Raw genomic sequence first — 25,708 nt, forward strand, 5'->3', positions numbered from 1 at the left:
GCTATAAGACAATAATCATGCCGCAATGGACAAAATCATCCAACGCCCCGGTGCGCATCGCGCTCCTGCTCTTTGACAGGTTCTCGAACCTGTGCCTTGCCAATTGTCTGGAGCCATTGCGCGCCGCCAATACGCTTGGGCCGCGGCGCGGGTTTGACTGGCAGATCCTGACACTGGACGGCGCGCCCGCGCGCTCATCCAGCGGGATCGAGGTGCTGGCGCATGGTGGGCTGGGGGCGCTGACCGCCTGCGATTACCTCTTTGTGCTGGCGAGCTACGATCACGACCGGCACGACACCGCCGCCACCCGCCGCGCGCTGCAAGGCGCGGCGCGGCGGGCGGAGGTGACGGTGGGGCTGGACAGCGGACCTTGGCTCTTGGCCTCTGCGGGGCTCTTGGATGGGCGGCGGGCGACGGTGCATTGGGACTTGCTCGATGCCTTTACAGAGCGGTTTCTGGCGGTCACGCCAGAGCGCGCGCGGGTGCTGCGCGACGGGACGCGGATGACCTGTGCGGGGGCGATGTCGGCGCTTGATCTCACGCTGGGGCTGATCAGCGATCATCTGGGCATGGCGGTGCGGCTGGATGTCGAGGCGCTGTTCCTGCATGGCGATCCGCCTGTCACCCCGGCGCGCGAGGATGCGGCGGTGGGGGATCCCCTGCTGCGTCGGGCGCTGGGGCTGATGCGCGACAATGTCGAGCGGCCTTTGTCGCTGAGTGATCTGGCGCGGCGACTGTCGTGCCAGCCGCGCACACTCGACCGGCGGTTTCGGGCAGGCCTTGGCGCACCGCCGGGGGCGGTCTATCGCCATCTCAGGCTCGCGGCGGCGCGCAAGCTGGTCGAGAATACGCGGCTGGGTATGGCGGAGATTGCGCTGCGCTCGGGTTACGAATCGCCTGCGGCGCTCACCCGCGCGCTGAGGCGGCAGTATGGCACCACGCCGCGTGCATTGCGGCGGGGGTGAGGGGCGTCAGTCCTTGCGATGCTTTTCGCGCTTGGCGCGGTAATCGGCGATCTGCGCCTCCAGACGGTCGGCATAGGCGGCGCGATCAGCATCAGACATGGCCGCGAGATGCGTCAAGAGCACCTCCTGACCCATCTCGAAGCGCGCGGCAAATCCGTCGCGCTGGGTGCGCATCTGCGCCGCGACCCGGTCGGCGTCAAACGGCACGGCGCGCAGGTCGATCACAAGCGCGTCGAAACTCTCGCCGATGCTGGGACTGTTGTCCGTGCGGCTGCGCCATGCGTCCCGCATCGCGCGGCCAATGGCGCGGCGGTCCGCATCCGAGAGCGCACGTGTAAGCGGCCCCCCGGCCATGTCGAGCCGCGAGGGGTGATGACCGGCGTGATCGCCGCCATGGCGCAGCGCCCAGCCCGCCGCCAGCCCCGCCACCGCAAGGTTGAGCGCCAGAGAGGCCACCAAAAGCGCCCGCACCCAAGGCTTGGGTCGCGCTGCGGTCTGCTGCTCTGCCATCAGAAATCTCCCGCCAGTTCAAACACCGCTTCGGGTGTGATATCGACCAGATAGGCCGCCTCGCCGCTGCCGGATAGCCCCTCGGGCAGCGCGGTCCCAATCCAGACGCCCGCCACAACGGCGGTTGTCAGCCCCGCCATCGCGGGCCAACCGCCCAAGAGGCGATAGAGTTGTTCCAAGAGACCAGCGCGCGGCGCGGCGCGGGCGGTCTCTGCCCGGCGGGTGATCCAGACCTGTTCGGCCTCGGCATCGCTGAGGACGCGCGCCAGCAACTCCGCCGAGGGCGCGGGTGGATGGGCGCGGGCGGCGTCAAAGAACGCGCCAAGCCCGGCAAAATCCTGATCCTTATCGCTCATCGACATATCCCAACTCCTCTTGTCGCCCCGCCAGAAGCGCACTGAGTGCGCGCTTGCCGCGTGAGGTCAGACTTTCGACCGCCTCGACGGTCACGTCCATGATGTCGGCGATATCCGGGTTCGCCAACCCTTCGATATGGCGCAGAACCACCGCTTGCCGCTGCCGTTCGGGCAACTGATCCAGCGCGGATTGCAGCGCATCGGCGCGGGCGCGGTCCTGCATCTGCTCGGCGGCGCTGGCTTGCCCATCCTCGGGCTCGGGGATCGCCTCAAGCGGCAGATTGCCGCCGCGCGCCCGTCTGCGCCGGTCGATGCAGAGATTGGCCACCACGCGGTAGAGCCAGGTGCTGACCTTGGCCTCGCCGGGGCGCCACTCGGGGGCCTGCCGCCAGAGCCGCAAGAGCGCCTCTTGCGCCACATCCTCGGCCTCTGTGCGGTTGCCCAAGAGGCGGTAGCCATGCGCCATGACACGCGGTGTGAGGCGCAGTGTCAGGATGCGCGCGGCCATGGCGTCACCCTCCGCGAACCGCGCCAAGAGCGCGTCGTCGGGCAAATCCTCCATGGCGTCGAATGGCATGCGCATCGCCCTCCAGCGTATCCTTCGGATCGGCCCCTGACCAGAGGCCCGGCGCGGGGGTGCCCCGCGCCGGCAAATGTTACTCGCTTGCCTTCTTGTCCTTCATCATGCCGTGATGCTTGCCGCGCATCTCGGAGAACTCTTCCTTGGAAATCGCGCCATCGCCATCGGCGTCGATCTTTTCGAACATCTTGCCCTTGTTGCGGGCCTGCATTTCGTCGGGGCTGAGCTTGCCATCGCTGTTGGCATCGTGCCGCTCGATCATGTGATCGGCATAGGCGGCCATGCGCTCGGCCTGACGCTCGGTCATGCGCGCGACCAACTCGTCCTTGGACAGGGCCCCATCGCCATCGCTATCGGCCCCCTCGAAACGGGCCTGCATATGGGCGGTCATTTCCTCGGGTGTGATCTTGCCATCTGCATCGGCATCCAGCTCTTCAAAGCTGTGGCGCATGCCCATGCCCATCTTGCCCTTGTGGCTGTCGGCCTGTGCCACACTCAGCCCACCGGCCAGAATCGCAGTCGTCAGACCCACCATCAACGCTGTCTTTTTCATCGTCTTGATCTCCCTCAGGGATTTGATGTCATCTCGCGAAGCGCCCCGCTCTTCGGGGCGTTTCTAAGGTCTCTAACGCGGGGTGCTGCCCGCTCCGTCGCAGGAGATGAAATTAATTGCGGACAGCCGCGGTTTTTGCGACATCGCGCCGCAAGGACGGTCTGTCACCTTTTCTCTAGAACCGGCATGCGCCATATTTGCGTAAACCCAAAGCGAGGCCACGATGCGCGACACAACGATACCCCAAACCGACCGGGCCCTGTGGCCTGCGCTGCGCCGTGGCTTTTCCCGCAAATGCCCGAATTGCGGCAGCGGTCCGATTCTCAGCAGCTATCTCAAACTGCGCGACACCTGCCCGGTCTGCCGCGAGGATTTGAGCCATGCGCGCGCCGACGATGGCCCGGCCTATCTGACGATTCTGATTGTCGGGCATCTGATGGCCCCGCTGCTGCATATCGCCTTTGTGCAGTTCCGGCCCGAACCTCTGGTGCTCTTTACCATATTCGCTATTGGCACCATCGCGCTGTCGCTCTACCTTTTGCCACGGTTGAAGGGGGCCATTGTGGCCTTTCAATGGGCGCGGCTGATGCATGGGTTCAAGATGAGCCACTAGCCCCGCCGCAAAGGGGCAGGCATGACCGCAATCGACAAGACCGCCATTCGCGACGCCGCGACCGTGATCGTATTGCGCGATCCGGACCGCCCGCATGTGCTTATGGGGCAGCGCGGGGCGACCGCCGCGTTCATGCCCAACAAATTCGTCTTTCCCGGTGGGGCGGTCGATGCGGGGGACGCGGGTATTCCGCTGGCACGCCCTCTGCCGCCGCTCTGCGCCACGCGGCTGACCGAGGATTGCGACCGCGATCTGAGCCACGCGATTGCCGCCGCCGCCATTCGGGAACTGTGGGAGGAAACCGGGCTGGCGCTTGGGATGCCCGGCGCATGGCCGGGGGCGGTGCCCGGCGATTGGGCGGGCTTTGCCGCGCGCGGTCTGGTGCCGGTGGCTGATCCGCTGCAATTCGTGTTTCGCGCCATCACCCCGCCGGGCCGCCCGCGCCGCTTTGATGCGCGGTTCTTTCTGGTGCATGCCGAGGCATTGGCCGGAGACCCGGACGATTTTTCCGCCGCCTGCGAGGAATTGAGCCATTTGCAGTGGATTCCCTTGGAAGAGGCGCGCCGCTTTGACCTGCCGTTTATTACCGAGGTGGTGCTGGCCGAGGTCACGGCGCGCGCACATGACCGCAACCCGCCCGTGTCGGTGCCGTTCTTCCGCAATGATGACGAGGAGAGCCTGTTTTTGCGATTGAAGGGCGCGGCGGCTGGGTGACAGGGGGACTCCGCGCGTCCCCCTTGCGCGGAACCAAGGTGCCGCAGGCACCGCCGCGCGGATCGCTGGGCCGTCCCGCGGCCTAGCGATTTTGAGAGGGAGCGCATCTTTGAGAGGTTCCGCTGATTTTGCCGGCATAAAGTGGCAGCCACGGGTGTTGCTTCGCTAGTCCCCAGCCCAGCGACCGCGCGGCTCAGCCCTTGATGCCACACCCGCCTTACCTTAGCGCCACCACCGCGATCACCGAGAGCGTGATGAGCGCAATCCCCCAGCCCTCCCGCCGGGAAATCCGCTCGCCGAAAAACAGCACCGAGGCGAAAAGCGAAAAGATCACCTCGACCTGTCCCACCGCAAACACCATCGCCGCGTTTTGCAGCGTAAAGGCCGTGAACCAGCAGAGACTGCCCGCCATGCCCGTCAGCCCCATCCAGACCGCCGTGCGCCGCGCTGCGATCACACGCCCCACCTGACCCGGTTCGCGCCACATCAGCCAGAGCGTGAGCGCCACCGCCTGCATCACCGTCACCACCATCAGCGACAGACCTGCGCGCAGCAGCGGGTCGTCACTCGCAATCTCCAGCGTAGCGCCGCGATAGCCCACGGCAGAGACTGCAAAAAACGCCCCCGAGGCCAGCCCAAGCGCTGCCGCCCGATTGCCGAAACGCCGCCACCAACGGCCTTCAAATCCCGGTGTTTCGGACAGGATCAGCACGCCGATCAGCCCCAACAGGATCGCACCGAGGCCCAGCCATGTGATCCGGTCACCCAGAATCACAAGGCCCACGAGGGCGGTCTGCACCACCTCGGTTTTCTTGAAGGTGATGCCAACGGCGAAATTACGCTCTGCAAAGAGCGCCACCACACACCATGTCGCCAGAATCTGCGTCAGCCCGCCCACGACGGCATAGGCCCAGAAAAGCGGCGTGTACCCCGGCCAATCCGCGCCGGTTGCGGCCAGATACCCCAGCGACAGCGCCACAACGAAGGGCGCGGAATAGAAGAACCGCGCCAGGGTCGCGCCGCCTGCGCTGAGCGCGCCCATGCTCAGATGCTTTTGCAGCATGAAGCGCAGCGTTTGAAACGCCGCCGCCGCAATCGAGAGAAAGATCCAAGGCTCCATGCCGATCATGCGCCCCGCAGTGGCGCAAAACCGGGATCAGCCGCCAAACTGGCCCTCATAGACCGGTTCCAGGGTCGGCGTGTCAAAGAGCGACGACACGCTGGTGCCGCTCCAGATGTTGAGAATGGCTTGGGCAAAGACCGGGGCGGTCGGGATGATGCGGATGTTTGGCGTCGCCTTGACCGCCTCTGTGGGCAGGATCGTGTCCGTGATCACCATGGATTTCAGAACGGATTTGGTGATGCGCTCGACCGCCGGGCCGGACATGACGCCATGGGTGGTATAGGCATGCACCTCGCGCGCGCCGTTTTCCATCAGCACTTCGGCAGCCTTGCACATGGTGCCCGCCGTGTCGCACATGTCATCGACGATGATACAGATCTTGTCCGTCACATCGCCGATCACGGTCATTTCCGCAACCTCGCCCGCCTTCTCCCGGCGCTTGTCGACAATCGACAGCGGAGCGGTGATCCGCTTGGCCAGTTCGCGTGCCCGCGCCACGCCGCCCACGTCCGGCGAAACCACCATCACATCCTGCGTCCGACCCTTAAATTGCGTCATGATATCCAGCGCAAAGATTGGCGAGGCGTAAAGGTTGTCCACCGGAATGTCGAAAAAGCCCTGAATTTGTGCGGCGTGCAGGTCCATGGTCAGCACTCGCTCAACCCCGGCCTCGACAATCATATTGGCGACAAGTTTTGCCGAAATGGGCGTCCGTGCCTTGGAACGGCGATCCTGCCGCGCATAGCCGAAATAGGGAATCACGGCGGTGATGCGCGCCGCCGAAGACCGGCGCAGCGCGTCGGCCATGATAAGCAGTTCCATCAGGTTGTCATTGGCCGGGTTCGACGTGGGCTGGATGATGAACATATCCTCGCCGCGCACATTTTCGTAGACCTCAACAAAGATTTCCTGATCGTTGAACCGTTCGACCCGTGCGTCGACCAGTCCGACGTTGACGCCGCGGTGCATCGACATTCGCCGGGAAATGGCCGTGGCAAGCGGCATGTTGGCATTGCCCGAAATGAGCTTCGGTTGCGATGTGGCTGGCATGATGTGTCCCCGGCTGCACAGTGTGACAGATTCGTGATGTTGACACCGCTTAGCATGTGGTCATGCTCAGGCAAAGCGATGCAGCAAAGGAACGCGCCGAAATGGCCCATATTGACTATTATTTCTCGACCCTCTCTCCCTATGCCTATCTGTCGGGCGCGGGGCTGGAGGAGAGCGCGGCGCGCCATGGCGCGAGCATCACCTACAAGCCGCTCGACATCATGGCGCTCTTTGCGCGCACCGGCGGCGCTGCCCCGGCGGATCGCCACCCGTCGCGCACCGCCTATCGCAATCAGGAATTGCCGCGTCAGGCGAAACGGCGCGGCATGGCCCTGACGCTGAAACCGGCGTTCTGGCCCACCAATCCCGCGCCCTCGTCCTATGCCATCATCGCCGCGCAGAGCGCGGGTGGTGGTGATCTGGGCGGGCTGGTGCAGTCCATCCTGCGCGCCTGCTGGGCGGAGGAGCGCAACATCGCCGAGGATGAGGTGATCCGCGATTGCCTCAAACGCGCCGGATTTGACCCGGCATTGGCCGACACGGGGCTTTTGAGCGGCGCGGAAACCTATGCCACCAATCTTGAAGAGGCGGTGGCCGCAGGCGTCTTTGGCGCCCCCTTCTATGTCGTGGACAGCGGCCAGAATTTCTGGGGTCAAGACCGGCTCGAGGATCTCGACCTGCATCTGGCGGGCAAGCTCTGATCCGATGCCAGAGGGGCTGAGGGGCGGGTTTCCGACCCATTGGACAGAGCTGGGCGCTGGCCCGCGCCGCGCTTTGGCGATCCATTGCTCTCTGTCGCATAGCGGCAGTTGGGGGCCCTTGGCGCGCGAGGTGAGCGGCGCGCTGCGGCTGACGGCGTTTGATCTGCCGGGGCATGGGCAAAGCGGGGCTTGGTCCGGCGCGGACGAGATTCAGGCGGTCAGCACCGCGATGGCCGCCGATTTTCTCGACGCACCCACCGATATCATCGGCCATTCCTTTGGCGCGACGGTGGCGTTGCGGTTGGCGGTCGAGCGCCCGGATCTGGTGCGCTCGCTGATCCTCTACGAGCCGGTGTTCTTCGCCGTGGGTCTGCACGATCAGCCCGGCTTGCGGGCGGGCCATGTGGCGGAAATGGCGGAGTATGCGGCGGGCATGGCGGTGGGCGATTTTCTGCGCGCCGCCGAGGGGTTTACCGGCGTTTGGGGCGACCGGCGCGGATGGACGGCCCTGCCTGAGGGCGCGCGCGCCGCGATGGCGGCCCAGATGCCGCTGATCGAGGCGGCGACCGCTGCGCTCTATGAGGACGCAGGCAGGATGCTGTCGAGCGGTGCCTTGGAGCGGATCGGCGTGCCGGTTTTGCTGATGGAGGGCAGCGCCTCGCCCGAGATCATCGCGGCGATCAATGCGGGGCTTGCCGCGCGGATACCCGATGCGCGCCGCGTTGTGGTGCAGGGCGCGGGGCATATGGGGCCGATCAGCCATGCGCGCGTTGTGGCGGAGGAGATTCGGGGGTTTCTCGGAGGGATGAAGGAGGATTAACGCGAGACGGCCCAGAGATCGCGCGGCGGCGCTCCGCGCCTTGCTCCGCGCGGGGGGCTACATCAGATCGCTGAGCGCCACCGGTTGACCGGGCGCATCTGCGAACTCCACCGCTTCGACATCGACCAGCACGACCGCCCCCTGCGGCCCCTCAAGAATCACCCGCGTGCCCTCGCGCCCGATTCCGTATGCCTCCCGCGCCCCCGGCAGAATCGCTAGGTCGCGGCCCGCGCCGCCGTGCATCCGGTCATTCCCGCCGGAACCGACCAAGACATCGTCCCCGGCAGCGCCCAGCAGAATATCCGCCTTGGCCGTGCCCTCAAGCCGCGCGCCATCCGGTCCGGCGCGCTGCGTTACACCATGCAGGAAAACGCCCTCCGCGCGCCCTGCATCCCAATCCGACGTCACCGCATTCGCGCGCATCAAAGCCTCCCAGCGAGGCGTCATATCGTCGAGATGCCGGAGTGCGCCCCAACTGCCCCATTTCGAGGACGCAGCCACATCGACAAAAGCGTTGAAAAGCGTGCCGCCCGCCGCCGTCCAGCCGCGCAGCAATTCGTCATAGAGCACGCCCATCTGCGGACCGTAATTGAACCCGACAAAGAACTCGGTCAGCGCGTCATTCTCGACCACGGCCCCTTGACCCACCACATGCGTGCCACCCTCATACATCACCAGCCGAAGCCCATGCCGGGCCGCGACCCTGGCGTGATAGGGCAGGGTATCGCGCAGCAACGCGCTCAAGGAGCCCTGCCGCAGCGCCTCGGCGGCCAGATCATAGGCCAGATCATAGCGATGCGCGGCCAGATATGCCTCGGGATCAGCGCCGGTCTCGACCGCCTTGGCGCGGGCCACCGCCTCGCTTGCGGCAATCCAGCCCAGCACCGCAGCCACCTTATCCTCACCGCCCAGCTCATAGCCGAAATACCCGGTCACGGCATAGGCATCAAAGCGGGTGACGGGCGGTTCGGTCAACTGTCCGTGCTGCAGGGCGAGAGGGGCCATCAAGAGCGGCTCTTCCAGCCCCGGCCAGCCGGTATGGGTGCCGACGACGACCTGCAAGCGGTCCTCTTGGCCGGCAAATTCCGCCCGCCAGATATCCGCCATCTGCGCCGCACGCAGCCCCGCGAATTGCATCCAGGCATCGTCGCCCGCGTCGTCACCCCAGAGCGCCAGCGCCTGATCGCGGACCCAAGCGGTCTGGGGAAACATGAAATTCCAGACCTCGTTGGAATATTCCACATGCGCTTTGAGGGCAGAGTCCAAATGGTCGCGCAGATAGGTGGCAAAGCCCCGGATATAGCCGTCATCGGCCATATGTGGCATGTTCACCCAAGGGTCGGCACCGATCTGGTTGGCGAGATCCACCATCACCTCGACCGGCACGCCGCGCCAGATATAGGTGGCATCTTCTGGCACCGGGCGGTCGTCCCATGTGACCTGCGGCGCGCCATTGGTGAACATCCAGTCCATGAAGCGGATCACGCGCAGATCGGCCACCTTGTCGATCCAGAGCGGGTTAAAGATCACGCCCAACTCATGCAGCGCCACCTGATCCTCGCGCACCACGGTGATGTCGCGCAGCGGGTCGGCGGCATCGGTCTCCAAGAGGCTGAGCGCCACCGGCCCTTCGCCGGGCGTCACATCGAACCGCACCTCGCGCTTGCCATAGTCATAGCGCACGTTATCAGCGCGCCCCACGACCCGGATCACGCCGGTGCCGGTGTAGCGCAGCAGATACCGCCCGCTCAGATGGCTCGCCGCCTCAGGCTGATCGGTCAGGATGAACGCCTCCAACGCCTTGGCCCCGTCGGGCAGCGCCAGCGGCCAGCCGAAGGCGTCGAGATAGCCGCCTGCCCGCAAGGCCTCGGTCGAAAAGGCACCCCATTGATCGGCGGTATGACCCACCCAAGGGCGCGCAGTCTTCATCACATCGACAAAGGGGTGCTGGCTCGACCAATCCGCAATCCCGTTCAGCCCCATGCCAAGGCTGGGGTTGGCCAGACCCACGCCGTGGGCGGCCTCTGCCGCTTGCCCCGGCGCCGTGACCTGCGCCGCGTCGCGCAGCCCCAATCCCTGCGCGATCTCTTCGGTCAGGCGCATATAGGTCTCACGCACCAGCGGGTGCAGGCTGTCGGGCAGTTGAAATGCCGACGGGGCAGGGGTCTCGAACAGCCCGGAATAGGTGATGAGCGCCGCCAGAAAATAGAGCGTGGCGGTGCCGTGCGGCGCGTCATCGGAATAGAGCGCCTCGACCGGGATATCCTCCAATAGGCCGGTTTGCAGGCCAGAGAGCACGGATGAGACCGGCAAAAGCGTGATCTCGACCTCGGGGCGCGCGGCTTGCAAACCCGCCACATAGTCGCGGAACCAGTCGTGATAATCGCTGAGCGCATAGCCATGCCAGCGGCTCAGATTGCGCGCTGAGGGCGGAAAACCTCGGGTGAAGCCGCCCATGTCAGGCCAGCCTTCGTAGATCACGATGCGCGCGCCGGGCCAGTCGGCGATGGCGCGGTCGATCACGTCGAGTGTCACCGAGACCGGGCTGGCATTGCCGGGATTGTCACCCTCGAACTCCGCATCAGGCGCTTGATATTGAATGAAATTCGCAGGCGTGATCAGCACGGTATCAGCCGCACCGCGCCGCGCGGTCACGCCCTCGAAGGACCAGTTCGGGGCGACGCCTTGCGCCGCGAAATCGCGCAGAAATCCCCATTGCCCCGAGAGCGCCAGATCGCGCCCCCCCGCCTGCGCCAATCGCGCCAGCCAATAGGGCACATTGGTGGCCGGATCGTCGCTGAGGTGATGCACCAGCGAATTGCCGAACACATGCGCGCTGAGCGCTGCGCGCTCGGCCTGCACCGGGGCCGTGCCCAGAATGAAAAGCGCCCCGATGAGGCCAATCAGATGTCGCACGGTCCGTTCCCCCTGTCTTTTCCCCAATATAGAGGCGGGACGCGCGTCTTGCCACTCTCTGCGGTGCCATGCGGCGAGACGGGGATTCTTGAGTATTTTCACCAAGAAAAAGCAGGGGCCTGCACTTCCTCCTTTGCCCGCGCAGGGGGATCGGGCAAAAGGAGGGGATGACGCCTGATGATCTGGTTCTCACCCCTCTTGGTCTGCGATTCCGCGGGCAGCGCTATCCCTGCACCCTCGGGCGCGGCGGCGTGTCGGCGCGCAAACGCGAGGGGGATGGGGCGACGCCGGTTGGCAGTCACCGCATCGTCGGCCTGCTCTATCGCCCCGACCGCATGACGCGGCCCACCGATTGGGCGGTGCCGATCCGGCCCGGTGATCTGTGGTCGGATGATGCGAGCCATGAGGATTACAACCTCATGGTGCGCGCGCCCTATCCGCATAGCCATGAGGTGCTGCGCCGGGCCGATCCGCTCTATGATCTGGTGCTGATCACCGATTGGAACTGGCCGCAGGCGGTGCGCGGGCGCGGATCGTGTATCTTTGTTCATCGCTGGCGGCGACCGGGGTTTCCCACGGCGGGCTGTATCGGGTTGCGCCCGGATCACCTGCTGCGCATCGCGCGCCAGATCACCTATGGCGCGCGATTGATCGTGCCGCCTCAGCCGTAATCGCGGTCGCCGAAAATGGCAGAGCCCACGCGGATATGCGTCGCCCCCTGCGCAATCGCGCTCTCGAAATCGCTGCTCATGCCCATCGACAGGCCTGAGAGCCCGTTGCGCGCCGCCATTTTCGCCAAGAGCGCGAAATGTAGGCTCGGCTCCTCTTCGACCGGCGGGATGCACATCAGCCCCTTGACGGGCAGATCGAGCGCGCGACACTCGGCCACGAACCCATCCACGGCCTCGGGCAGCACACCCGCCTTTTGCGGCTCTGCGCCGGTGTTGACCTGCAGAAAGAGGTCAGGGCAGCGCCCCATTTCCTGGGCCAGACGTGCAATCGCCTGCGCGATCTTGGGCCGGTCCACGGAATGGATGGCCTGAAACATCTCCATCGCCTGCCGTGCCTTGTTGCTCTGCAAGGGGCCGATGAGATGCAGAACGATCCCGGCATAACGCTCTTGAAAGGCCGGCCAGCGGCCAGCGGCCTCTTGCACCCGGTTTTCGCCAAAGACGCGGTGGCCCTGATCGAGCACGGCGGCAACGCGCTCCTCAGGTTGCACCTTGGAGACTGCGATCAAGTCCACATCCTCCGGTGCGCGCCCCGCCGCGACGCAGGCCTTGTCCATCCGTGCCTTGATTTCGCTCAGCCCCATGACCGCTCCCTCATATTGCCTGTGCCTTGCATGCCACAGCCCACGGGCCCGGCACAAGTGCGCGACAAACCGTCAAACGGCTTGCCCCTCCGCCCCGGCTTGGATAGTAGGGATGGAAACAATCTCGGACGGTGCCATGACCCATTCGCGTCTCAAGATCCTCGGCCTCACTGCGACCTGTCTCGTGCTTCTGAGCGGGTGCGGCGGGTTCAAGAACGCCACGCTCGACGAAGAGGCGATGCGCGTGAAGGGCGGGCGCGAGCGACAGGTCGCGGCGGGAGACGGCTCGATCCTCGATGGCTTTCGCGGCGCCAAGGACACAGTCAAGGTCAACCGCTTTCTCTGGACCGCCTCGCTTCAAGTTCTCGATTTTCTTCCCATCGAGGCCGCCGATCCCTTTACCGGCGTGATTTCCACCGGCTATGGCACCCCGCCGGGCGGCGGACAGTCCTACCGTGCCACGATTCTCATCAGCGACCCGGCGCTTGACGCCCGCTCGCTCAACGTCGCCCTGCAAACGCGAGGGGGGGCGGTCAATGCCGCCACTGAACGCGCGGTCGAAGATGCGATCCTCAACCGCGCCCGGCAATTGCGGATCAATGCGGCGCGCTTCTGACCAATCCATCGGCATGGCGGCGCTCGTCTAGCGCCTGCCGGATAATCTGTTGCGCCGAATTGACAAAGAGCGAGGCCATAAGCCCCGCCACGATCAGGTCGGGCCAGCCAGAACCGGCCCCCCAGACCGCCAGCGCCGCGACCATCACCGCGACATTGCCGATCGCATCGTTGCGCGAACACAGCCAGACCGAGCGGACATTGGCGTCGCCATCCTTATAGGCCATGAGCAGGAGCACGCTCGCTACATTCGCGGCCAGTGCCAGAAACCCGATGCTGCCCATGATCCCGGCCTCTGGCACACCCAGATAGAACACGCGGTAGACGGTTGTGCCCAGCACCCAGAGCCCCATCGCCATGAGGCTGAGCCCCTTGAAGAGCGCCGCCGTGGCCCGCACCCGCATCGACATGCCGATCACGGCCAAGGACAGCCCATAGGTCAGCGCATCGCCCAGAAAATCCAGCGCATCCGCCTTGAGCGCCTGCGACTGCGCCGCTTGCCCTGCGACCATTTCCACCCCGAACATCGTCGCGTTGATGGCGATCACCATCCACAACCTCCGCCGGTACACCGCTGACACACCGTCGAACCGCGCCTCATGGCCACAACATCCCGCCATTGCGAGCCTCCTTTGCATTTGCGTCACAGGCAATGTAATCTCTCTAGTGACTAGAGCTTCAAGAGGGTGTTGCATGTTTTTCTCGATTGGCGATCTGGCGGCGCGCACTGGCGTCAAGGTGCCCACCATCCGCTATTACGAATCCCGTGGCCTGCTCTCGGCCCCGCTGCGCAGTTCGGGCAATCAGCGTCGCTACGGGCATGCCGAGTTGGAGCGTCTGGGCTTTATCCGGCACGCCCGCGATCTGGGGTTCTCGCTCGAGGCCATCTCTGCGCTGATCGAGTTGCAGGACCACCCCGACCGCGCCTGCACCAGCGCTACCCGGATCGCGCAAGGCCAACTGGACGCGGTCCGCGAGAAAATCCGCCGGTTGCGCGCGCTCGAGTCGGAATTGGCGCGAATCGCAGAGGGCTGCACGGGCGACGGCGCCGCGCGCGATTGCTACGTGCTGGCGTCACTGGCGGATCACGATCTCTGCGTTCAGGATCATGCGCGCGACACCAGCCCCTCGACCCAACTCACCTGACGCGGCAGGCAGATCGTGCGCAAATCATACTGCGCGCGGATCAGGTCGCGCGCATTGGCCCCCAATCGCGCCCGCTCCTCTGCGTCCTCCAAGAGCGCACAAACCTCACCCACCAGCGCATCGCGGTCAAAGAAATCCACCAGCCGTCCGGTCTCTCGATCCGTGATGACCTCGCGCACCGGGGCGGTATCGCCTGCGACAATCGCCGCCTCGCAGGACATCGCCTCCAACAGCGACCAACTCAGGACAAAGGGATAGGTCAGGTAGACATGCACGCGGCTCACCTGCAACAGCCGCAGGAACTGATCATAGGGAATGCGCCCCAGAAACTGCACCCTCTGCCAGTCGGGCGTGGAAATGCGGCCGCGCACCTCGTCAATGAACATCTGCTTCCAGGTCCGGCCCTTGGGGGGGCGCGCACCATAGCTCACCTCGTCGCCGCCCACGATCAGCACCGTGGCATTGGGCCGCTCGCGCAAGAGGCGCGGCAGCGCGCGCATGAACACATGATAGCCGCGATAGGGCTCCAGATTGCGGTTCACAAAGGTGATCACCTCATTGGCGCGGGTCACGTCGCATTGCCCCTCGATCGTCAGCCGCACATCGGGCATGGGGCAGGCCTGAATCGTATCGACCCCGTCATGGCTGACCGTGATCCGCTCGCGAAACGGACTGGGAAAGGTATCCGCCTGAAACCGCGTCGGGCTGATGCCCGCGTGCCCCTGCTCGAAATGCAGGTGGTTGTTGATGTTCTTCATCCGGATGCGCAGCGTTTCGGCCTCGATATCCGTGCTGGCGAATTCGGGATCGAAATTCAGATGTGGATAGCCCGCGAGATGATACAGTTCGCAATAGAGCCCCAACCGCGCCTCAGGCCAGACATCCCGCAGAAAGAGCGATTCACCCCAACCCGGATGGGCCAGAATGACATCGGGCGTATAGCCCTGGTTCCGCAGGGCGACCGCCGCCCGCCAGCACGCCTCGCCGCGCGTGACCTTGGTGTCGAGATCGACCAGCCAAGGGTGCAGCTTTTGCCCATCCCGCTTGGGCAGGGCATAGGGGATCACCTGCACCCCTTGCCAATTGGTCGCCTCCTTGACCCGCAGCGTCAGCGCCACGCACTCATGCCCCTGCCGCGCCAAAAGCGGGGCCAGATGTTTGTATTGGCCGGGAAAATTCTGATGGATGAAAAGGATTTTCATGTCTATCCGTACTCGTTCTGCCCTCAGCCGTTATAATCAGCGCATCCGCCCACGCAAACCCCCCGCATTTTTGCGCGCGCCCACTGGACCCGCGCGCCCCAACCGCCTATCACCCCCTGCAACAACCCTATCAGCAAGAGGCTCGCCCCATGTCGCGCTATTCAGCCAGTGACGTCGAAGCGAAATGGCAATCCGCGTGGGACGCGGCCGAGGTTTTCCGCGCTCGTCGCGACGAGACGCGCCCGAAATATTACGTGCTGGAAATGTTCCCCTATCCGTCGGGACGCATCCACATGGGCCATGTGCGCAACTATACGATGGGCGACGTGGTGGCGCGCTACAAGATCGCGACGGGGCATAACGTGCTGCACCCGATGGGCTGGGACGCGTTCGGCATGCCCGCCGAAAACGCGGCCATGGCCAGCGGCGGCCACCCCAAGGACTGGACCTACAGCAACATCGCCGACATGCGCGCCCAGATGAAGCCGCTTGGCCTCTCGATCGACTGGAGCCGCGAATTCGCCACCTGCGATCCCGAATATTACGGCCAGCAACAGGCGCTCTTCCTCGACTTTCTGGAACATGGCCTCGTTTACCGCAAAAACGCCGTGGTGAACTGGGACCCGGTCGATATGACCGTTCTGGCCAATGAACAGGTGATCGACGGCAAGGGCTGGCGCTCGGGCGCGGAGGTGGAGCGGCGCGAACTCACGCAGTGGTTCTTTCGCATCTCCGACTTTGCCGAAGACCTGCTCGAGGCGCTGGACAGGCTCGACAACTGGCCCGCCAAGGTGCGGTTGATGCAGGAAAACTGGATCGGCAAATCGCGCGGGCTGCAATTCGCCTTTGGCCTCATCGACGGGCCAGAAGGACATGACCGGGTGGAGGTATACACCACCCGCCCCGACACCCTGATGGGCGCCAGTTTTGTCGGCATTTCGCCCGATCACCCGCTGGCCAAGACGCTTGAACGCGAGCGCGCCGACGTGGCGGCGTTCTGCGCCGACGCGCGCAAGGGCGGCACCACCGCCGAGGCGATTGAGAAGGCCGAGAAGCTGGGCTTTGATACCGGCCTGCGCGTGCGCCATCCCTTTGACACCGCTTGCGAATTGCCGGTCTATATCGCCAATTTCATCTTGATGGATTACGGCACAGGCGCGATTTTCGGCTGTCCGGGCCACGATCAGCGCGACCATGAGTTCGCGCGCAAATATGACCTGCCGATCCTCGATACCTTTCTGCCGCTCGAGGGCGATCACGACATTCAGGCCGCGCCCTATGTGCCGCTCAAATCCGAGCGCGTGCGCTACACGCGGCTTGTCGCGGGCGAGGAAATCCAGAGCGGCGAGGCGGGCGTCAATGCCGCGATTGAGTTCTGCGAAACCAACGGCGTAGGGCAGGGCGTCACCAAATTCCGCCTGCGCGATTGGGGTCTCTCACGCCAACGCTACTGGGGTTGCCCGATTCCGGTCGTGCATTGCGACACCTGCGGCGTGGTGCCCGAGCGCAAGGAAAACCTGCCCATCCGCCTGCCTGACGATGTCACCTTTGATGCCCCCGGCAACCCGCTGGACCGCCATCCGACATGGCGCGACTGCACCTGCCCGCGCTGCGCTGCGCCCGCGCGGCGTGAGACCGACACGATGGACACCTTCGTCGATTCAAGCTGGTATTACGCCCGCTTCACCGCGCCCCACGCCGCCACGCCCACCGACATGGCCGAGGCCGAGTACTGGATGAACGTCGACCAATATATCGGCGGCATCGAACACGCGATCCTGCATCTCTTGTATTCGCGGTTCTTCGCCCGCGCGATGCAGGTCTGCGGGCACCTGCCCCAAAAGGCGATCGAGCCGTTCGATGCGCTCTTCACGCAAGGGATGGTGACGCATGAAGTATACTATACGAGAAAAATATTCCGGCGAGAAATCGAAGTCGAGGGCAAGACGGCTGAAGCTGGAGTTACACAAGCAGTTTTTCGGTTTCCTGAAGAGGTTCTCATCGGGGAGTACGACGGGAAGCGTGTAGGTGTGTTGAGGAATGAGTTTAATGAAAGCCTCTCGTTTGCCGAAAAATACGAAGCGGTAAAAAATGATGATGAACGGAAAGTCGACGTCATACCATCTGTAAAGATGTCGAAATCCAAGAAGAACGTCGTCGATCCTTCCACCATCATCGCGCAATATGGCGCCGATACCGCCCGCTGGTTCGTTCTCAGCGATAGCCCGCCCGAGCGCGACGTCGAATGGACCGCATCCGGGGCCGAGGCCGCGCATCGCCACCTGAGCCGGGTCTGGCGCATCGCCGCCGAGATTGCCGCGAGCGACGCCCCCGCCACGCTGGACGATGACACGCTCTTGCGCGAGATGCACAAATGCATCGACGAGGTGACCAAGGGCATCGACAGCTTCGGGTTCAACGCCGCCATTGCGCGGCTCTATGCCTTCACCAACACGCTCGCCAAATCGCAGGCGGGGCAGGGCGCAAAAACCACCGCCGCGCGCGCCTTGGCGCAGCTCATGTCGCCTATGACCCCGCATCTGGCCGAGGATATCTGGGCCATGTTGGGCGGCGAGGGGCTGGTCACAACCGCGCCTTGGCCTCTCGCTGACCCGGAGATGCTGATCGACGACACGGTCATTCTGCCCATTCAGATCAACGGCAAACGGCGCGGCGAAATCACCGTTCCCGCCGATATGCCGAAATCCGAGGTTGAAAAACTGGCGCTGGCCCACAATGCTGTGCTCAAGGCGCTGGATGGGGCCCAGCCCAAGAAAATCATCGTTGTCCCCGGACGGATCGTGAATGTCGTCGTTTAACCGTCGCCTCCTTCTGCTCTCGGGCCTGGCCTTTGGTCTTGGCGCAGTGGCAGCCTGTGGTTTTGCGCCCGCCTATGGGCCGGGCGGGGCCGGGACGGCCCTGATGGGGCGGGTCGAGGTTGACGCCCCCAACACCCGCGCGGGCTATCTGCTCACGCAGGAAATCGAGACGCGCCTTGGCCGCGCACCCCAACCGCGTTACGCCCTCAGCCACACGATCACCCTCGACACCCAGGCCATGGCCATCAACCGCAACAACGTGGCCTCGCGCTTTAACCTCTTGGGCAGCGTTGCCTACAGCCTGCGCGATCTCGAGACCGGCGCGATTGTCACCTCCGGCGACGTCAACAGCTTTACCGGCTATTCCTCGACCGGCAGCACCGTGGCTGTGCAGGCCTCCGAGCGCGACGCCGAAACGCGGCTCATGTCCATTCTGGCCGATCAACTGCTGACCCGCCTTCTGGCCGCAGACCTGCCGCCGCCGGAATGAAGCTCTCGCCCCGCGATGCCATCCGCTATTTCGCCAAGCCCGAGGCGCAGCGCACCGGGCTCCTGATCTATGGGGCGGACGCGATGCGCGTGGCGCTCAAACGGCAGGAAATGCTGGCCGCACTGCTCGGCCCCACGGCGGATGCCGAAATGCGCCTCACCCGGATGCCTGCGGCGGACCTGCGCAAGGATCCTGCCGCGCTGATGGATGCGGTCAAGGCCCAAGGCTTCTTTCCCGGCCCGCGCGCCGCCTTTGTCGAGGATGCCAATGACACCGCCGCCGATGCCATTCTGGCGGCGCTCAGCGATTGGCGGGCAGGGGATGCGCAGATCGTCGTGACCGCAGGCGCGCTCAAGTCGACGTCGAAAATCCGCAAGGCGTTTGAAAGCCATCCCAATGCCTATGCCGTCGGCCTCTATGACGACCCTCCGAGCCGCGAAGAGATCGAGGCGGCGCTCACCCGTGCCGGTCTGCGTGACGTGCCGGGCCCGGTCATGGCTGATCTGACCGCACTCGCGCGGGATCTCGACCCCGGTGATTTTCGCCAGACCGTCGAGAAACTGGCGCTCTATAAACTGGGCGATGCAACGCCGCTCAACGCGTCTGATATTGCCGCCTGCGCACCCGCCTCGACCGAGGCGGATCTGGACGATATCCTCAATATCGTCGCCGAGGGGCGATCGTCCGAAATCGGCCCGGTCATGCGGCGGTTGAAGGCGCAGGGCACCCAGCCAGTCGGCCTCTGCATCGGGGCCACGCGGCATTTTCGGGCGCTCTATACCGCGGCCTCTGACCCCGGAGGGGCGGCGCAGGGCATCGCGCGCATGCGCCCGCCGATTTTCGGGCCGCGTCGCGACCGCATGCTGCGACAGGCGCAGGGCTGGGGCGCGGAACGGTTGCAACAGGCGCTGACAATCCTGACGGATACGGACCTCACCCTGCGCTCCGCCGCCCAACGCGCGCCGGAGATGGCGCTGGTGGAGCGGGCGCTCATTCGCCTTGCCATGCTCGCCAGCGCGCGGTGATCCGGGCGGCCCCGTGCGGCGCAGGGCCACATGCCGTTTGATCATCGCCCAGAGCCACCTCATGCCACGCCCCTTTCGACACATGCCGCGCCCCGGCGCGACTCCGTCTCGCTCAGCCTAAGCACAGTCTGTTGATAAATCGTTAAACCCTTGCCCATTGCGCGCGGTCCCGCTTTGCAGCAAAGCTGCGCATGAACCACCTCAACAAGGACAATTCCATGTATGACGTCATCGGCTCACGTGCCAGCCGCGCCTTTCGCGTGCTCTGGCTCGCAGAGGAAATGGGTATCCAATACACTCACTTGGCCGTTGCATCCGGCTCTCCCGAGGCGCTCGCGGCGAATCCGTCGGGTAAGATCCCGGCGCTGCGCGATGGCGAGGCGGTGCTGACAGATTCCACCGCGATCATGACCTATCTCGCCGACAAGCACGGGCAATTCACCCATGCCCCCGGCACCGTTGCCCGCGCGCGTCAGGATGCGCTGACCCATCAGATTCTCGATGAGATCGACGGCACGCTCTGGACCGCCGCGCGCCACAGCTTTTTTCTGCCCGAAGAGCACCGTGTGCCGGCGGTCAAGGACTCGCTCAAATGGGAATATGCCCGCAATATCGCGCGCCTCTCCGACGCGCTGGCCGGTCCTTTTCTGCAAGGCGAGACCATGACCATCGCCGACATCCTGCTGGCCCATTGCCTGATATGGGCGGGCAAGGCCGGGTTTTCGGATCCCGGGGAAAAACTCAACGCTTACCTTGGGATGATGTCCGGCCGTCCCGCGTATCAGCGCGCCTCGGCACTCTCCTGAGCATGGGCGGCGGCGTGCCGTCCCGCCCAATGTCCCGTGGCAAGACAAGCGGTCAGCAGATAGCCGCCCGTCGTCGTCTCCCAATCGAGCATTTCCCCGGCGGCAAACACGCCGGGGCATGCGCGCAGCATCAACCCCGGATCAAGCGCCTCGAACCGCAGACCGCCTGCGGTCGAGATCGCCTCATCCATCGGGCGCGGCCCGGTGAGGGGCACAGTCAAACGCTTGAGAAAGCGAGGTAAATCCGCAGCACCCCGCCCAAATTCCATCACCAGCGCCAGTTTCACAGGATCCAGCCGGAATGCCTTGCGCAGCCGGTTCTTGAGGCTGTCGCTGGTCTTGCTCTGGCTCAGGCGGTCCGTGACCTGCGTCACGCTGAGGTCGGGCAAAAGATCGAGCGTGAGCGGCGTGCCATCGCGCAGCGCCGCACTCACCTCATAGATGCCGCCGCCCTCTACCCCTTGGGAGGAAATCACGAACTCCCCGCGCGAGCGCAGGGCCCCCGCGTGCAATTCCACGCCCTTGACCGGCTGTCCGAACTGCGCCGCCATATGCGGCGACCAGTCGACCAGAAAGCCCATGTTGGTGGGGCGGAACGGTGCCAGCGCCGTGGGATCGAGATGCGCCGCCCATGCCCCGTCCGAGCCGAGCCGCGCCCAGCTTGCGCCGCCGCAGGCCAGCACCGTGACGGTGGGGTGTAGGCGCTGCACGCCCATCGGCGTGTCGAATACCGCGCCATTGTCCCAGCCGCGCCAGCGCCAACGGGTGCGAATCTCTACCCCAACCCCCGTCAATTCCACAAGGAAACTGCGCAGAAGCGGCGAGGCTTTCATCAGCTTCGGAAAGACCCGGCCGGTCGATCCGACAAAGACCTCTTGCCCCAGCGCGCGCGCCCAATCCTGTACCGCCTCCGGTCCGAACGCCGCGATCATCGGGCGCAGGGTGTCGGCGCGGGGGCCGTAGGCCGCCATGAACGCGTCGAACTCTTCAGCCTTGGTCAGGTTCAACCCCGATTTGCCCGCCATCAGAAACTTGCGCCCGACCGAGGGTTTGGCCTCGGCCAAAGTGACACGCAACCCGGCGCGCGCCATCTCCCGCGCCGCCATGAGACCCGCAGGCCCGGCCCCGATGACGAGAGCGTCGGTCATGCGACCGGGGCCAAGCTCAGGTTCGGGTCCAATGCCAACCCCCGGTGATGCACCACGCGCTGCGGATAGGGCATCTCAACGCCGCGGGCGCGCAGCACGCTCCAGATCGCAAAGAGCACGTCGGACTGATATTTGCCGGTCACGTCCTCGATCCCGTCGACCCAGTATTCCACCGAGAAATCAACGCCGCTTTCGCCAAAGGCTTTCAATTCGCATTCCGGCGCGAATTTCCCTTCGGCCAACACTGCATCCACCGCCGCGACTGCCGGTTCCACCATCGCCGGGATCAGGGTGATATCGGTGTCGTAGCTCACGGAAAATGCCGCCTCATAGCGGTGCCGCTTGCCTGCGTCAGAGTAGTTGACGACGCGGCTGGTGATGAAATCCTCGTTGGGCACCACGATCCAGCGCCCGTCCACCGTTTCCAGAATGGCGGCGCGGGCGGTCATCTTGACGATGGTTCCCTCGGATCCGTCATCGAGCACGACGTAATCGCCCACCGTCGTTTGCCCCTCCAAGAGCAGGATCACGCCCGACACGAAATTGGCCGCGATCTGTTGCAGACCAAGGCCGATGCCCACGCCGAGCGCACCCCCCAAGACGGCAATCGCCGTGAGGTCTATGCCCATGATCGACATGAGCAAGAGAAACGCCGCACCAAAGATCACGATTTGGCTGGCCTTCATCGCGAGTTCGCGGGTGGCGGGGCGCAATTCCTGCTGGCGCTTGATGAAATCCTCGGATTGGCTGTTGGACCACCGGCCCAGCCAGAACAAGAGCGCCGCCGAGACCGCGCCGCGCAGGAGCGCCAGCGCCGAAAAGCTGATATTGCCCAGATCGACCGAAATCGCGGCCAACCGCGCGTTGGCCAGCCCCAGCAGGTCAAAGAGATAGAGCAGCATGACCGGCATCAGCACATAGCGCCCCAACATCCGCAGGAACGGATCGGTCAGGATTTCGCGCACAAAGAGCCGGGCCGCCAGAACCAGAAACAGACGCTTGCCAAAGGCGATCACATCGCCCGACCCAAAGATCTGACGTGTGACGCCTTCGCCCATGCCAGTCAGGCCATAGGCCAGGAGCGGCATCAAGAGCGGCAGGAACATGAGGACAAAGCGCCGCGTCGAGGCAATCATAGTATCTTGACCCGCAGGCGGCGTCAGAAGGCGTGCAACTGCCGGACGCAAACGGCGCGTGATCATCACCGCCAAGAGCCAGGCCACCACCAGCACCCCGAATTGTGACCAGGCGGCGGGGCTCAGGAGCCAGCCCTTGGCCAGATCCCATCCCTGTATCGCGTACCCCAGAACCTGCCCGACAATCTCCGGCTGCACGTCCATCACACACCCCTTGTTCTTTGACCCAACCGCGCCATCCTCTTGCCCGCAGGCGGCACAAGGATCAAGTCAAACTGTCGGAAACCGCTCTTTGCCCGCTCTGACAGCGCCCATTCCGCGCAGGGCGCGGGGCAACTGTCACCTTCAGGCCTTCATCACCGTCTCAAATGCAAAAGGCACCCCAGTTTGGGGTGCCTTCTCTGCCTTCGTCAGCGCCTTTTACTTGGCGTCCTCGATGGACAGCGCCACAAATCGCGGATCACCGGAACTGCGCACCAAGAGCAGCAGCGATTTGCGTCCCGCCTCCTTGGCCTCCGCGATCCGGTCGTCCAGATCGGCAATGCTCGCCACCTTTTGCTGACCGGCTTCGGTGATCACATCGCCCGCCCGCATGCCCTTTTCAAAGGCTTCCGACAACTCGTCGATATTCACCACGACCAGTCCGGTCGCGCTGCTGTCGAGCTCGAGCTGGCCGCGTAACTCATCGTTCAGCGGGGTCACTGTCAGACCGAGTATGGTCTTTTCGACCTGTGCCTCGGGGGCATCCTCACCGGGCTGCGCTACGGGAATGGCGCCTTCCGCTTCTTCGCGGCGGCCCAGCGTGATCTTGAGCGTGACAGTCTTGCCCTCGCGGAACACGACGACGCGCACGGTCTTGCCGACCTCGGTATTGCCGACAGTGCGCACAAGGCTGCGCGTATCGGTCACGTCCTGACCGTCGAACGAAACGATGACGTCCCCCGCCAACATGCCGGACTCGGCGGCCGGACCTTCTGGAACATCCGTGACCAACGCGCCTGCGGCTTTTTCCAGCCCCATTGCCTCGGCCACATCCTCGGTCACGTCCTGAATGCGCACACCCAGCCAGCCGCGCCGGGTCTCGCCGAATTGCTGCAACTGATCGACCACGCGCTTGACCACGTTCGAGGCCATGGAAAAGCCGATCCCGATCGACCCGCCGGTCGGGCTCAGGATCGCTGTATTCACGCCCACAACCTGTCCGTCGAGATTGAACAGCGGCCCGCCAGAGTTGCCCCGGTTGATCGCCGCATCGGTCTGGATGTAATCGTCATAGGTGCCGCTCAGCGCGCGGTTCCGGGCCGAAACGATCCCCGCCGAAAGCGAGAATCCCTGACCCAGCGGGTTGCCCATGGCCAGAACCCAATCGCCAACGCGCGCCGTGTCGCTATCGCCAAAGCTGACGAATGGCAGCGGCTTGTCGGCCTTGACCTTGAGCAGCGCGATGTCGGTCTTGGGATCGGTGCCGATCACTTCGGCGGGCAGGGTTTCGCCGGAAAAGAACTCGATGATGATCTCGTCGGCGCTCTCGATGACGTGGTTGTTCGTCACCACAAAGCCATCCTCGGAAATCACGAAACCAGAGCCGAGTGCCGATGATCGTTGTGGCCGGTCGCCTTCGCCCAGACGGTCGCGAAACTGTTCAAAGAAATCCTCGAACGGAGATCCCTCAGGGACGATTGGCGCCGGGCCGGTGCCCCGCTCGACCACGGTCGAGGTCGTGATATTGACCACCGCCGGGCTGATCTTGTCGGCCAGATCGGCAAAGCTGTCGGGCCGCGCCTGCGCGGCCAGTGCCTGCGCCAGCAACAGACCCACCATCAGCGCCATGGCCCAGAGCGCGCGCAGGCTGAGCGCGCTGGATCGTGTTTCGGAAATCGTTTGGGTGTTCACACCAATGTCTCCTTTGGTTCGTGCAACTGGCGGCACGCGCGTGCCACTCTTGCTGTTGAATGTAGGTCTCCGGCACTGGATCGCCAAGGCTGCAATAGCAGGTCACGGTCATGTGACCCCTTTGCCCCGTCGAAATCAAGCGCCAAGCGTCTTGGCGGCCCAGACAAGGATCAATCCCAGCACCAGCGCAATCGCGCCCATCAACCGCTGCGCCTCAGCCGGTAGCGCGCTCAGCGCCACCAGCATCTGTTCGATGAGTGAGGGGGCCAGCGCATAGACCAGCCCCTCCACAATCAGCACAAGTCCCAGCGCAAGAAGCGCGGTTTCGATCATTCCGGCGCAGTCCCTGACCGCAGATAGTCAAAGAATTCGCTGTCCGGTGTCATAACCATCGACGAATTGCCCCCGGTCAGCGCCTTTTCATAGGCTTCGAGCGAGCGGTAAAAGGCGTAGAACTCGGGGTCCTGACCATAGGCCTCGGCATAGATTGCGCTGCGTTCCGCATCTGCCTCGCCTCGGATCACCTGCGCTTCGCGCTCGGCATCCGACAGCGTTTCGGTCACAGTCCGATCCGCCAGGGCGCGCACCCGCTGCGCCGCCTCATTACCACGGGCGATCTCATCGGCGGCTTCGCGCTCGCGCTCGGCCCGCATCCGGGCAAAGGTCGCCTCCAGGTTCTGCTCGGGCAGGTTGGTCTGCTTGAGACGCACGTCCACCACGTCAAGACCCAGCCCCTCGGCGCTGCGCTGCGCCTGCCGTTGAATGCGGCGCATCAACTCGCGGCGATCCTCTGAGAGGATGGTGTCCGACGTCACCTGATCGGCACCCAGAACTTCACGAATCTGCGCGTTCAGGATCGACGACAGCCGGTCCTCGGCCACGCGGATACCGCCCACGCCGACCGCCTGCCGGAACTGCACTACATCGCGGATGCGGTAGCGGGCAAAGGCATCGACCACCAGCCGGCGGTCATCCGAGGGCGTCACCTCGATCGTGTCGGTATCGAGCGACAGAATCCGGTCGTCATAGCGCACGACCTCCTGAATGAACGGGATCTTGAACGACAGGCCCGGCTCTTCCTTCACGGATTTGATCTGACCGAATTGCAGCACCAATGCCTTTTCGCGCTCATCCACCACAAAGACCGAGGACAGACCCAAAAAGCCCAGGATGACCACAACGGGGATTAGAAATTTTGTATTGCCCATGATC

27 protein-coding genes are annotated in these 25,708 nt (G+C 64.4%); 12 read left to right on the top strand and 15 right to left on the bottom strand.

What is annotated here, in order from left to right; all coding sequences use genetic code 11:
• Nucleotides 1–17: 17 nt before the first annotated feature.
• Nucleotides 18–965: a GlxA family transcriptional regulator gene (locus ROS217_RS09960; RefSeq protein ID WP_009817599.1), complete on the top strand. Its 948-nt coding sequence runs from the start codon at nucleotides 18–20 to the stop codon at nucleotides 963–965.
• Between the two features lie 6 nt (nucleotides 966–971).
• Here the strand turns inward: ROS217_RS09960 and ROS217_RS09965 are convergent, their stop codons facing one another.
• From ROS217_RS09965 to ROS217_RS09980, 4 genes are all read right to left on the bottom strand, one after another.
• A complete protein-coding gene (locus ROS217_RS09965) occupies nucleotides 972–1,475 on the bottom strand; it encodes a periplasmic heavy metal sensor (protein ID WP_009817600.1) in 504 nt (167 codons plus the stop codon).
• Nucleotides 1,475–1,837, bottom strand: coding sequence for a hypothetical protein (locus ROS217_RS09970; RefSeq protein WP_254656399.1), 363 nt, complete (start codon nucleotides 1,835–1,837; stop codon nucleotides 1,475–1,477). Before ROS217_RS09970 ends, ROS217_RS09965 begins: the two co-directional genes overlap by 1 nt.
• Entirely contained in the window at nucleotides 1,821–2,414 is a 594-nt protein-coding gene (locus tag ROS217_RS09975) for an RNA polymerase sigma factor (RefSeq protein WP_009817602.1), read from the bottom strand. Before ROS217_RS09975 ends, ROS217_RS09970 begins: the two co-directional genes overlap by 17 nt.
• Before the next feature lie 73 nt (nucleotides 2,415–2,487).
• Nucleotides 2,488–2,964 (bottom strand): EF-hand domain-containing protein, encoded by a 477-nt coding sequence (locus tag ROS217_RS09980; RefSeq protein WP_009817603.1) that lies wholly within the window; start codon nucleotides 2,962–2,964, stop codon nucleotides 2,488–2,490.
• A 223-nt stretch (nucleotides 2,965–3,187) separates the two neighbouring features.
• On the opposite strand from ROS217_RS09980, the gene ROS217_RS09985 reads away from it, so the two are divergent.
• On the top strand, nucleotides 3,188–3,577 hold the full coding sequence (locus ROS217_RS09985) for a DUF983 domain-containing protein (RefSeq protein ID WP_009817604.1): 390 nt from the start codon (nucleotides 3,188–3,190) through the stop codon (nucleotides 3,575–3,577).
• Nucleotides 3,578–3,598: 21 nt separating this feature from the next.
• On the top strand, nucleotides 3,599–4,291 hold the full coding sequence (locus tag ROS217_RS09990) for an NUDIX hydrolase (protein ID WP_009817605.1): 693 nt from the start codon (nucleotides 3,599–3,601) through the stop codon (nucleotides 4,289–4,291).
• A 217-nt stretch (nucleotides 4,292–4,508) separates the two neighbouring features.
• On the opposite strand, the gene ROS217_RS09995 is transcribed toward ROS217_RS09990, so the two are convergent.
• Together ROS217_RS09995 and ROS217_RS10000 are read right to left on the bottom strand one after the other, a co-directional pair.
• A complete protein-coding gene (locus tag ROS217_RS09995) occupies nucleotides 4,509–5,411 on the bottom strand; it encodes a DMT family transporter (RefSeq protein ID WP_040651302.1) in 903 nt (300 codons plus the stop codon).
• Between the two features lie 36 nt (nucleotides 5,412–5,447).
• Nucleotides 5,448–6,464 carry a ribose-phosphate pyrophosphokinase gene (locus tag ROS217_RS10000; protein ID WP_009817607.1) on the bottom strand — a complete coding sequence of 339 codons (1,017 nt, stop codon included), beginning with the start codon at nucleotides 6,462–6,464 and terminating at the stop codon, nucleotides 5,448–5,450.
• Nucleotides 6,465–6,565: 101 nt separating this feature from the next.
• Here ROS217_RS10000 and ROS217_RS10005 point away from each other — a divergent pair, with 101 nt between their 5' ends.
• Together ROS217_RS10005 and ROS217_RS10010 are read left to right on the top strand one after the other, a co-directional pair.
• Nucleotides 6,566–7,165 (top strand): 2-hydroxychromene-2-carboxylate isomerase, encoded by a 600-nt coding sequence (locus ROS217_RS10005; protein ID WP_040651304.1) that lies wholly within the window; start codon nucleotides 6,566–6,568, stop codon nucleotides 7,163–7,165.
• Nucleotides 7,086–7,985, top strand: coding sequence for an alpha/beta fold hydrolase (locus ROS217_RS10010; protein ID WP_254656400.1), 900 nt, complete (start codon nucleotides 7,086–7,088; stop codon nucleotides 7,983–7,985). Before ROS217_RS10005 ends, ROS217_RS10010 begins: the two co-directional genes overlap by 80 nt.
• A 57-nt stretch (nucleotides 7,986–8,042) precedes the next feature.
• Here ROS217_RS10010 and ROS217_RS10015 read toward each other — a convergent pair whose 3' ends face one another.
• Nucleotides 8,043–10,901 (bottom strand): type I secretion protein, encoded by a 2,859-nt coding sequence (locus ROS217_RS10015; RefSeq protein ID WP_009817610.1) that lies wholly within the window; start codon nucleotides 10,899–10,901, stop codon nucleotides 8,043–8,045.
• Between the two features lie 167 nt (nucleotides 10,902–11,068).
• Here ROS217_RS10015 and ROS217_RS10020 point away from each other — a divergent pair, with 167 nt between their 5' ends.
• Nucleotides 11,069–11,572, top strand: coding sequence for a L,D-transpeptidase family protein (locus ROS217_RS10020; protein WP_009817611.1), 504 nt, complete (start codon nucleotides 11,069–11,071; stop codon nucleotides 11,570–11,572).
• Here the strand turns inward: ROS217_RS10020 and ROS217_RS10025 are convergent.
• On the bottom strand, nucleotides 11,563–12,216 hold the full coding sequence (locus ROS217_RS10025) for a YggS family pyridoxal phosphate-dependent enzyme (protein WP_009817612.1): 654 nt from the start codon (nucleotides 12,214–12,216) through the stop codon (nucleotides 11,563–11,565). The two genes, ROS217_RS10020 and ROS217_RS10025, sit on opposite strands and share 10 nt — an antisense overlap.
• 112 nt (nucleotides 12,217–12,328) lie before the next feature.
• On the opposite strand from ROS217_RS10025, the gene ROS217_RS10030 reads away from it, so the two are divergent.
• Entirely contained in the window at nucleotides 12,329–12,832 is a 504-nt protein-coding gene (locus tag ROS217_RS10030; RefSeq protein ID WP_009817613.1) for a DUF3576 domain-containing protein, read from the top strand.
• Here the strand turns inward: ROS217_RS10030 and ROS217_RS10035 are convergent.
• Complete coding sequence (locus ROS217_RS10035; protein WP_040650510.1) at nucleotides 12,813–13,451, bottom strand: cation transporter; 639 nt, start codon at nucleotides 13,449–13,451, stop codon at nucleotides 12,813–12,815. The two genes, ROS217_RS10030 and ROS217_RS10035, sit on opposite strands and share 20 nt — an antisense overlap.
• 73 nt (nucleotides 13,452–13,524) lie before the next feature.
• On the opposite strand from ROS217_RS10035, the gene ROS217_RS10040 reads away from it, so the two are divergent.
• Nucleotides 13,525–13,977 carry a MerR family transcriptional regulator gene (locus ROS217_RS10040; RefSeq protein ID WP_009817615.1) on the top strand — a complete coding sequence of 151 codons (453 nt, stop codon included), beginning with the start codon at nucleotides 13,525–13,527 and terminating at the stop codon, nucleotides 13,975–13,977.
• Here the strand turns inward: ROS217_RS10040 and ROS217_RS10045 are convergent.
• On the bottom strand, nucleotides 13,938–15,179 hold the full coding sequence (locus tag ROS217_RS10045) for a glycosyltransferase (protein ID WP_009817616.1): 1,242 nt from the start codon (nucleotides 15,177–15,179) through the stop codon (nucleotides 13,938–13,940). The two genes, ROS217_RS10040 and ROS217_RS10045, sit on opposite strands and share 40 nt — an antisense overlap.
• A gap of 149 nt (nucleotides 15,180–15,328) precedes the next feature.
• Between ROS217_RS10045 and leuS the strand changes: the two genes are divergently transcribed.
• The 4 genes from leuS to ROS217_RS10065 all read left to right on the top strand — a co-directional run bounded on the left by leuS (nucleotide 15,329) and on the right by ROS217_RS10065 (nucleotide 20,319).
• Nucleotides 15,329–17,998 (top strand): leucine--tRNA ligase, encoded by a 2,670-nt coding sequence (leuS, locus tag ROS217_RS10050; protein ID WP_009817617.1) that lies wholly within the window; start codon nucleotides 15,329–15,331, stop codon nucleotides 17,996–17,998.
• Entirely contained in the window at nucleotides 17,985–18,488 is a 504-nt protein-coding gene (lptE, locus tag ROS217_RS10055; protein WP_009817618.1) for an LPS assembly lipoprotein LptE, read from the top strand. The genes leuS and lptE overlap by 14 nt, the downstream gene beginning before the upstream one ends.
• The gene (holA, locus tag ROS217_RS10060; protein ID WP_009817619.1) at nucleotides 18,485–19,513 is read left to right on the top strand and encodes a DNA polymerase III subunit delta; all 1,029 of its coding nucleotides are present in this window, start codon (nucleotides 18,485–18,487) and stop codon (nucleotides 19,511–19,513) included. Before lptE ends, holA begins: the two co-directional genes overlap by 4 nt.
• A 218-nt stretch (nucleotides 19,514–19,731) precedes the next feature.
• Nucleotides 19,732–20,319, top strand: a complete 588-nt coding sequence (locus tag ROS217_RS10065; RefSeq protein WP_040651310.1) for a glutathione S-transferase family protein — start codon at nucleotides 19,732–19,734, stop codon at nucleotides 20,317–20,319.
• Here ROS217_RS10065 and ROS217_RS10070 read toward each other — a convergent pair.
• From ROS217_RS10070 to hflC, 5 genes are all read right to left on the bottom strand, one after another.
• A complete protein-coding gene (locus ROS217_RS10070; protein ID WP_009817621.1) occupies nucleotides 20,295–21,467 on the bottom strand; it encodes a TIGR03862 family flavoprotein in 1,173 nt (390 codons plus the stop codon). The genes ROS217_RS10065 and ROS217_RS10070 overlap by 25 nt on opposite strands.
• Entirely contained in the window at nucleotides 21,464–22,807 is a 1,344-nt protein-coding gene (locus ROS217_RS10075; RefSeq protein WP_009817622.1) for a mechanosensitive ion channel family protein, read from the bottom strand. Before ROS217_RS10075 ends, ROS217_RS10070 begins: the two co-directional genes overlap by 4 nt.
• A gap of 216 nt (nucleotides 22,808–23,023) precedes the next feature.
• Nucleotides 23,024–24,433 carry a Do family serine endopeptidase gene (locus ROS217_RS10080; protein WP_157046682.1) on the bottom strand — a complete coding sequence of 470 codons (1,410 nt, stop codon included), beginning with the start codon at nucleotides 24,431–24,433 and terminating at the stop codon, nucleotides 23,024–23,026.
• A gap of 198 nt (nucleotides 24,434–24,631) precedes the next feature.
• The gene (locus ROS217_RS10085) at nucleotides 24,632–24,829 is read right to left on the bottom strand and encodes a DUF2065 domain-containing protein (RefSeq protein WP_009817624.1); all 198 of its coding nucleotides are present in this window, start codon (nucleotides 24,827–24,829) and stop codon (nucleotides 24,632–24,634) included.
• Entirely contained in the window at nucleotides 24,826–25,704 is an 879-nt protein-coding gene (gene hflC / locus ROS217_RS10090; RefSeq protein ID WP_009817625.1) for a protease modulator HflC, read from the bottom strand. Before hflC ends, ROS217_RS10085 begins: the two co-directional genes overlap by 4 nt.
• Nucleotides 25,705–25,708 lie beyond the last annotated feature (4 nt).

This window comes from Roseovarius sp. 217, assembly GCF_000152845.1.
Lineage (GTDB): Bacteria > Pseudomonadota > Alphaproteobacteria > Rhodobacterales > Rhodobacteraceae > Roseovarius.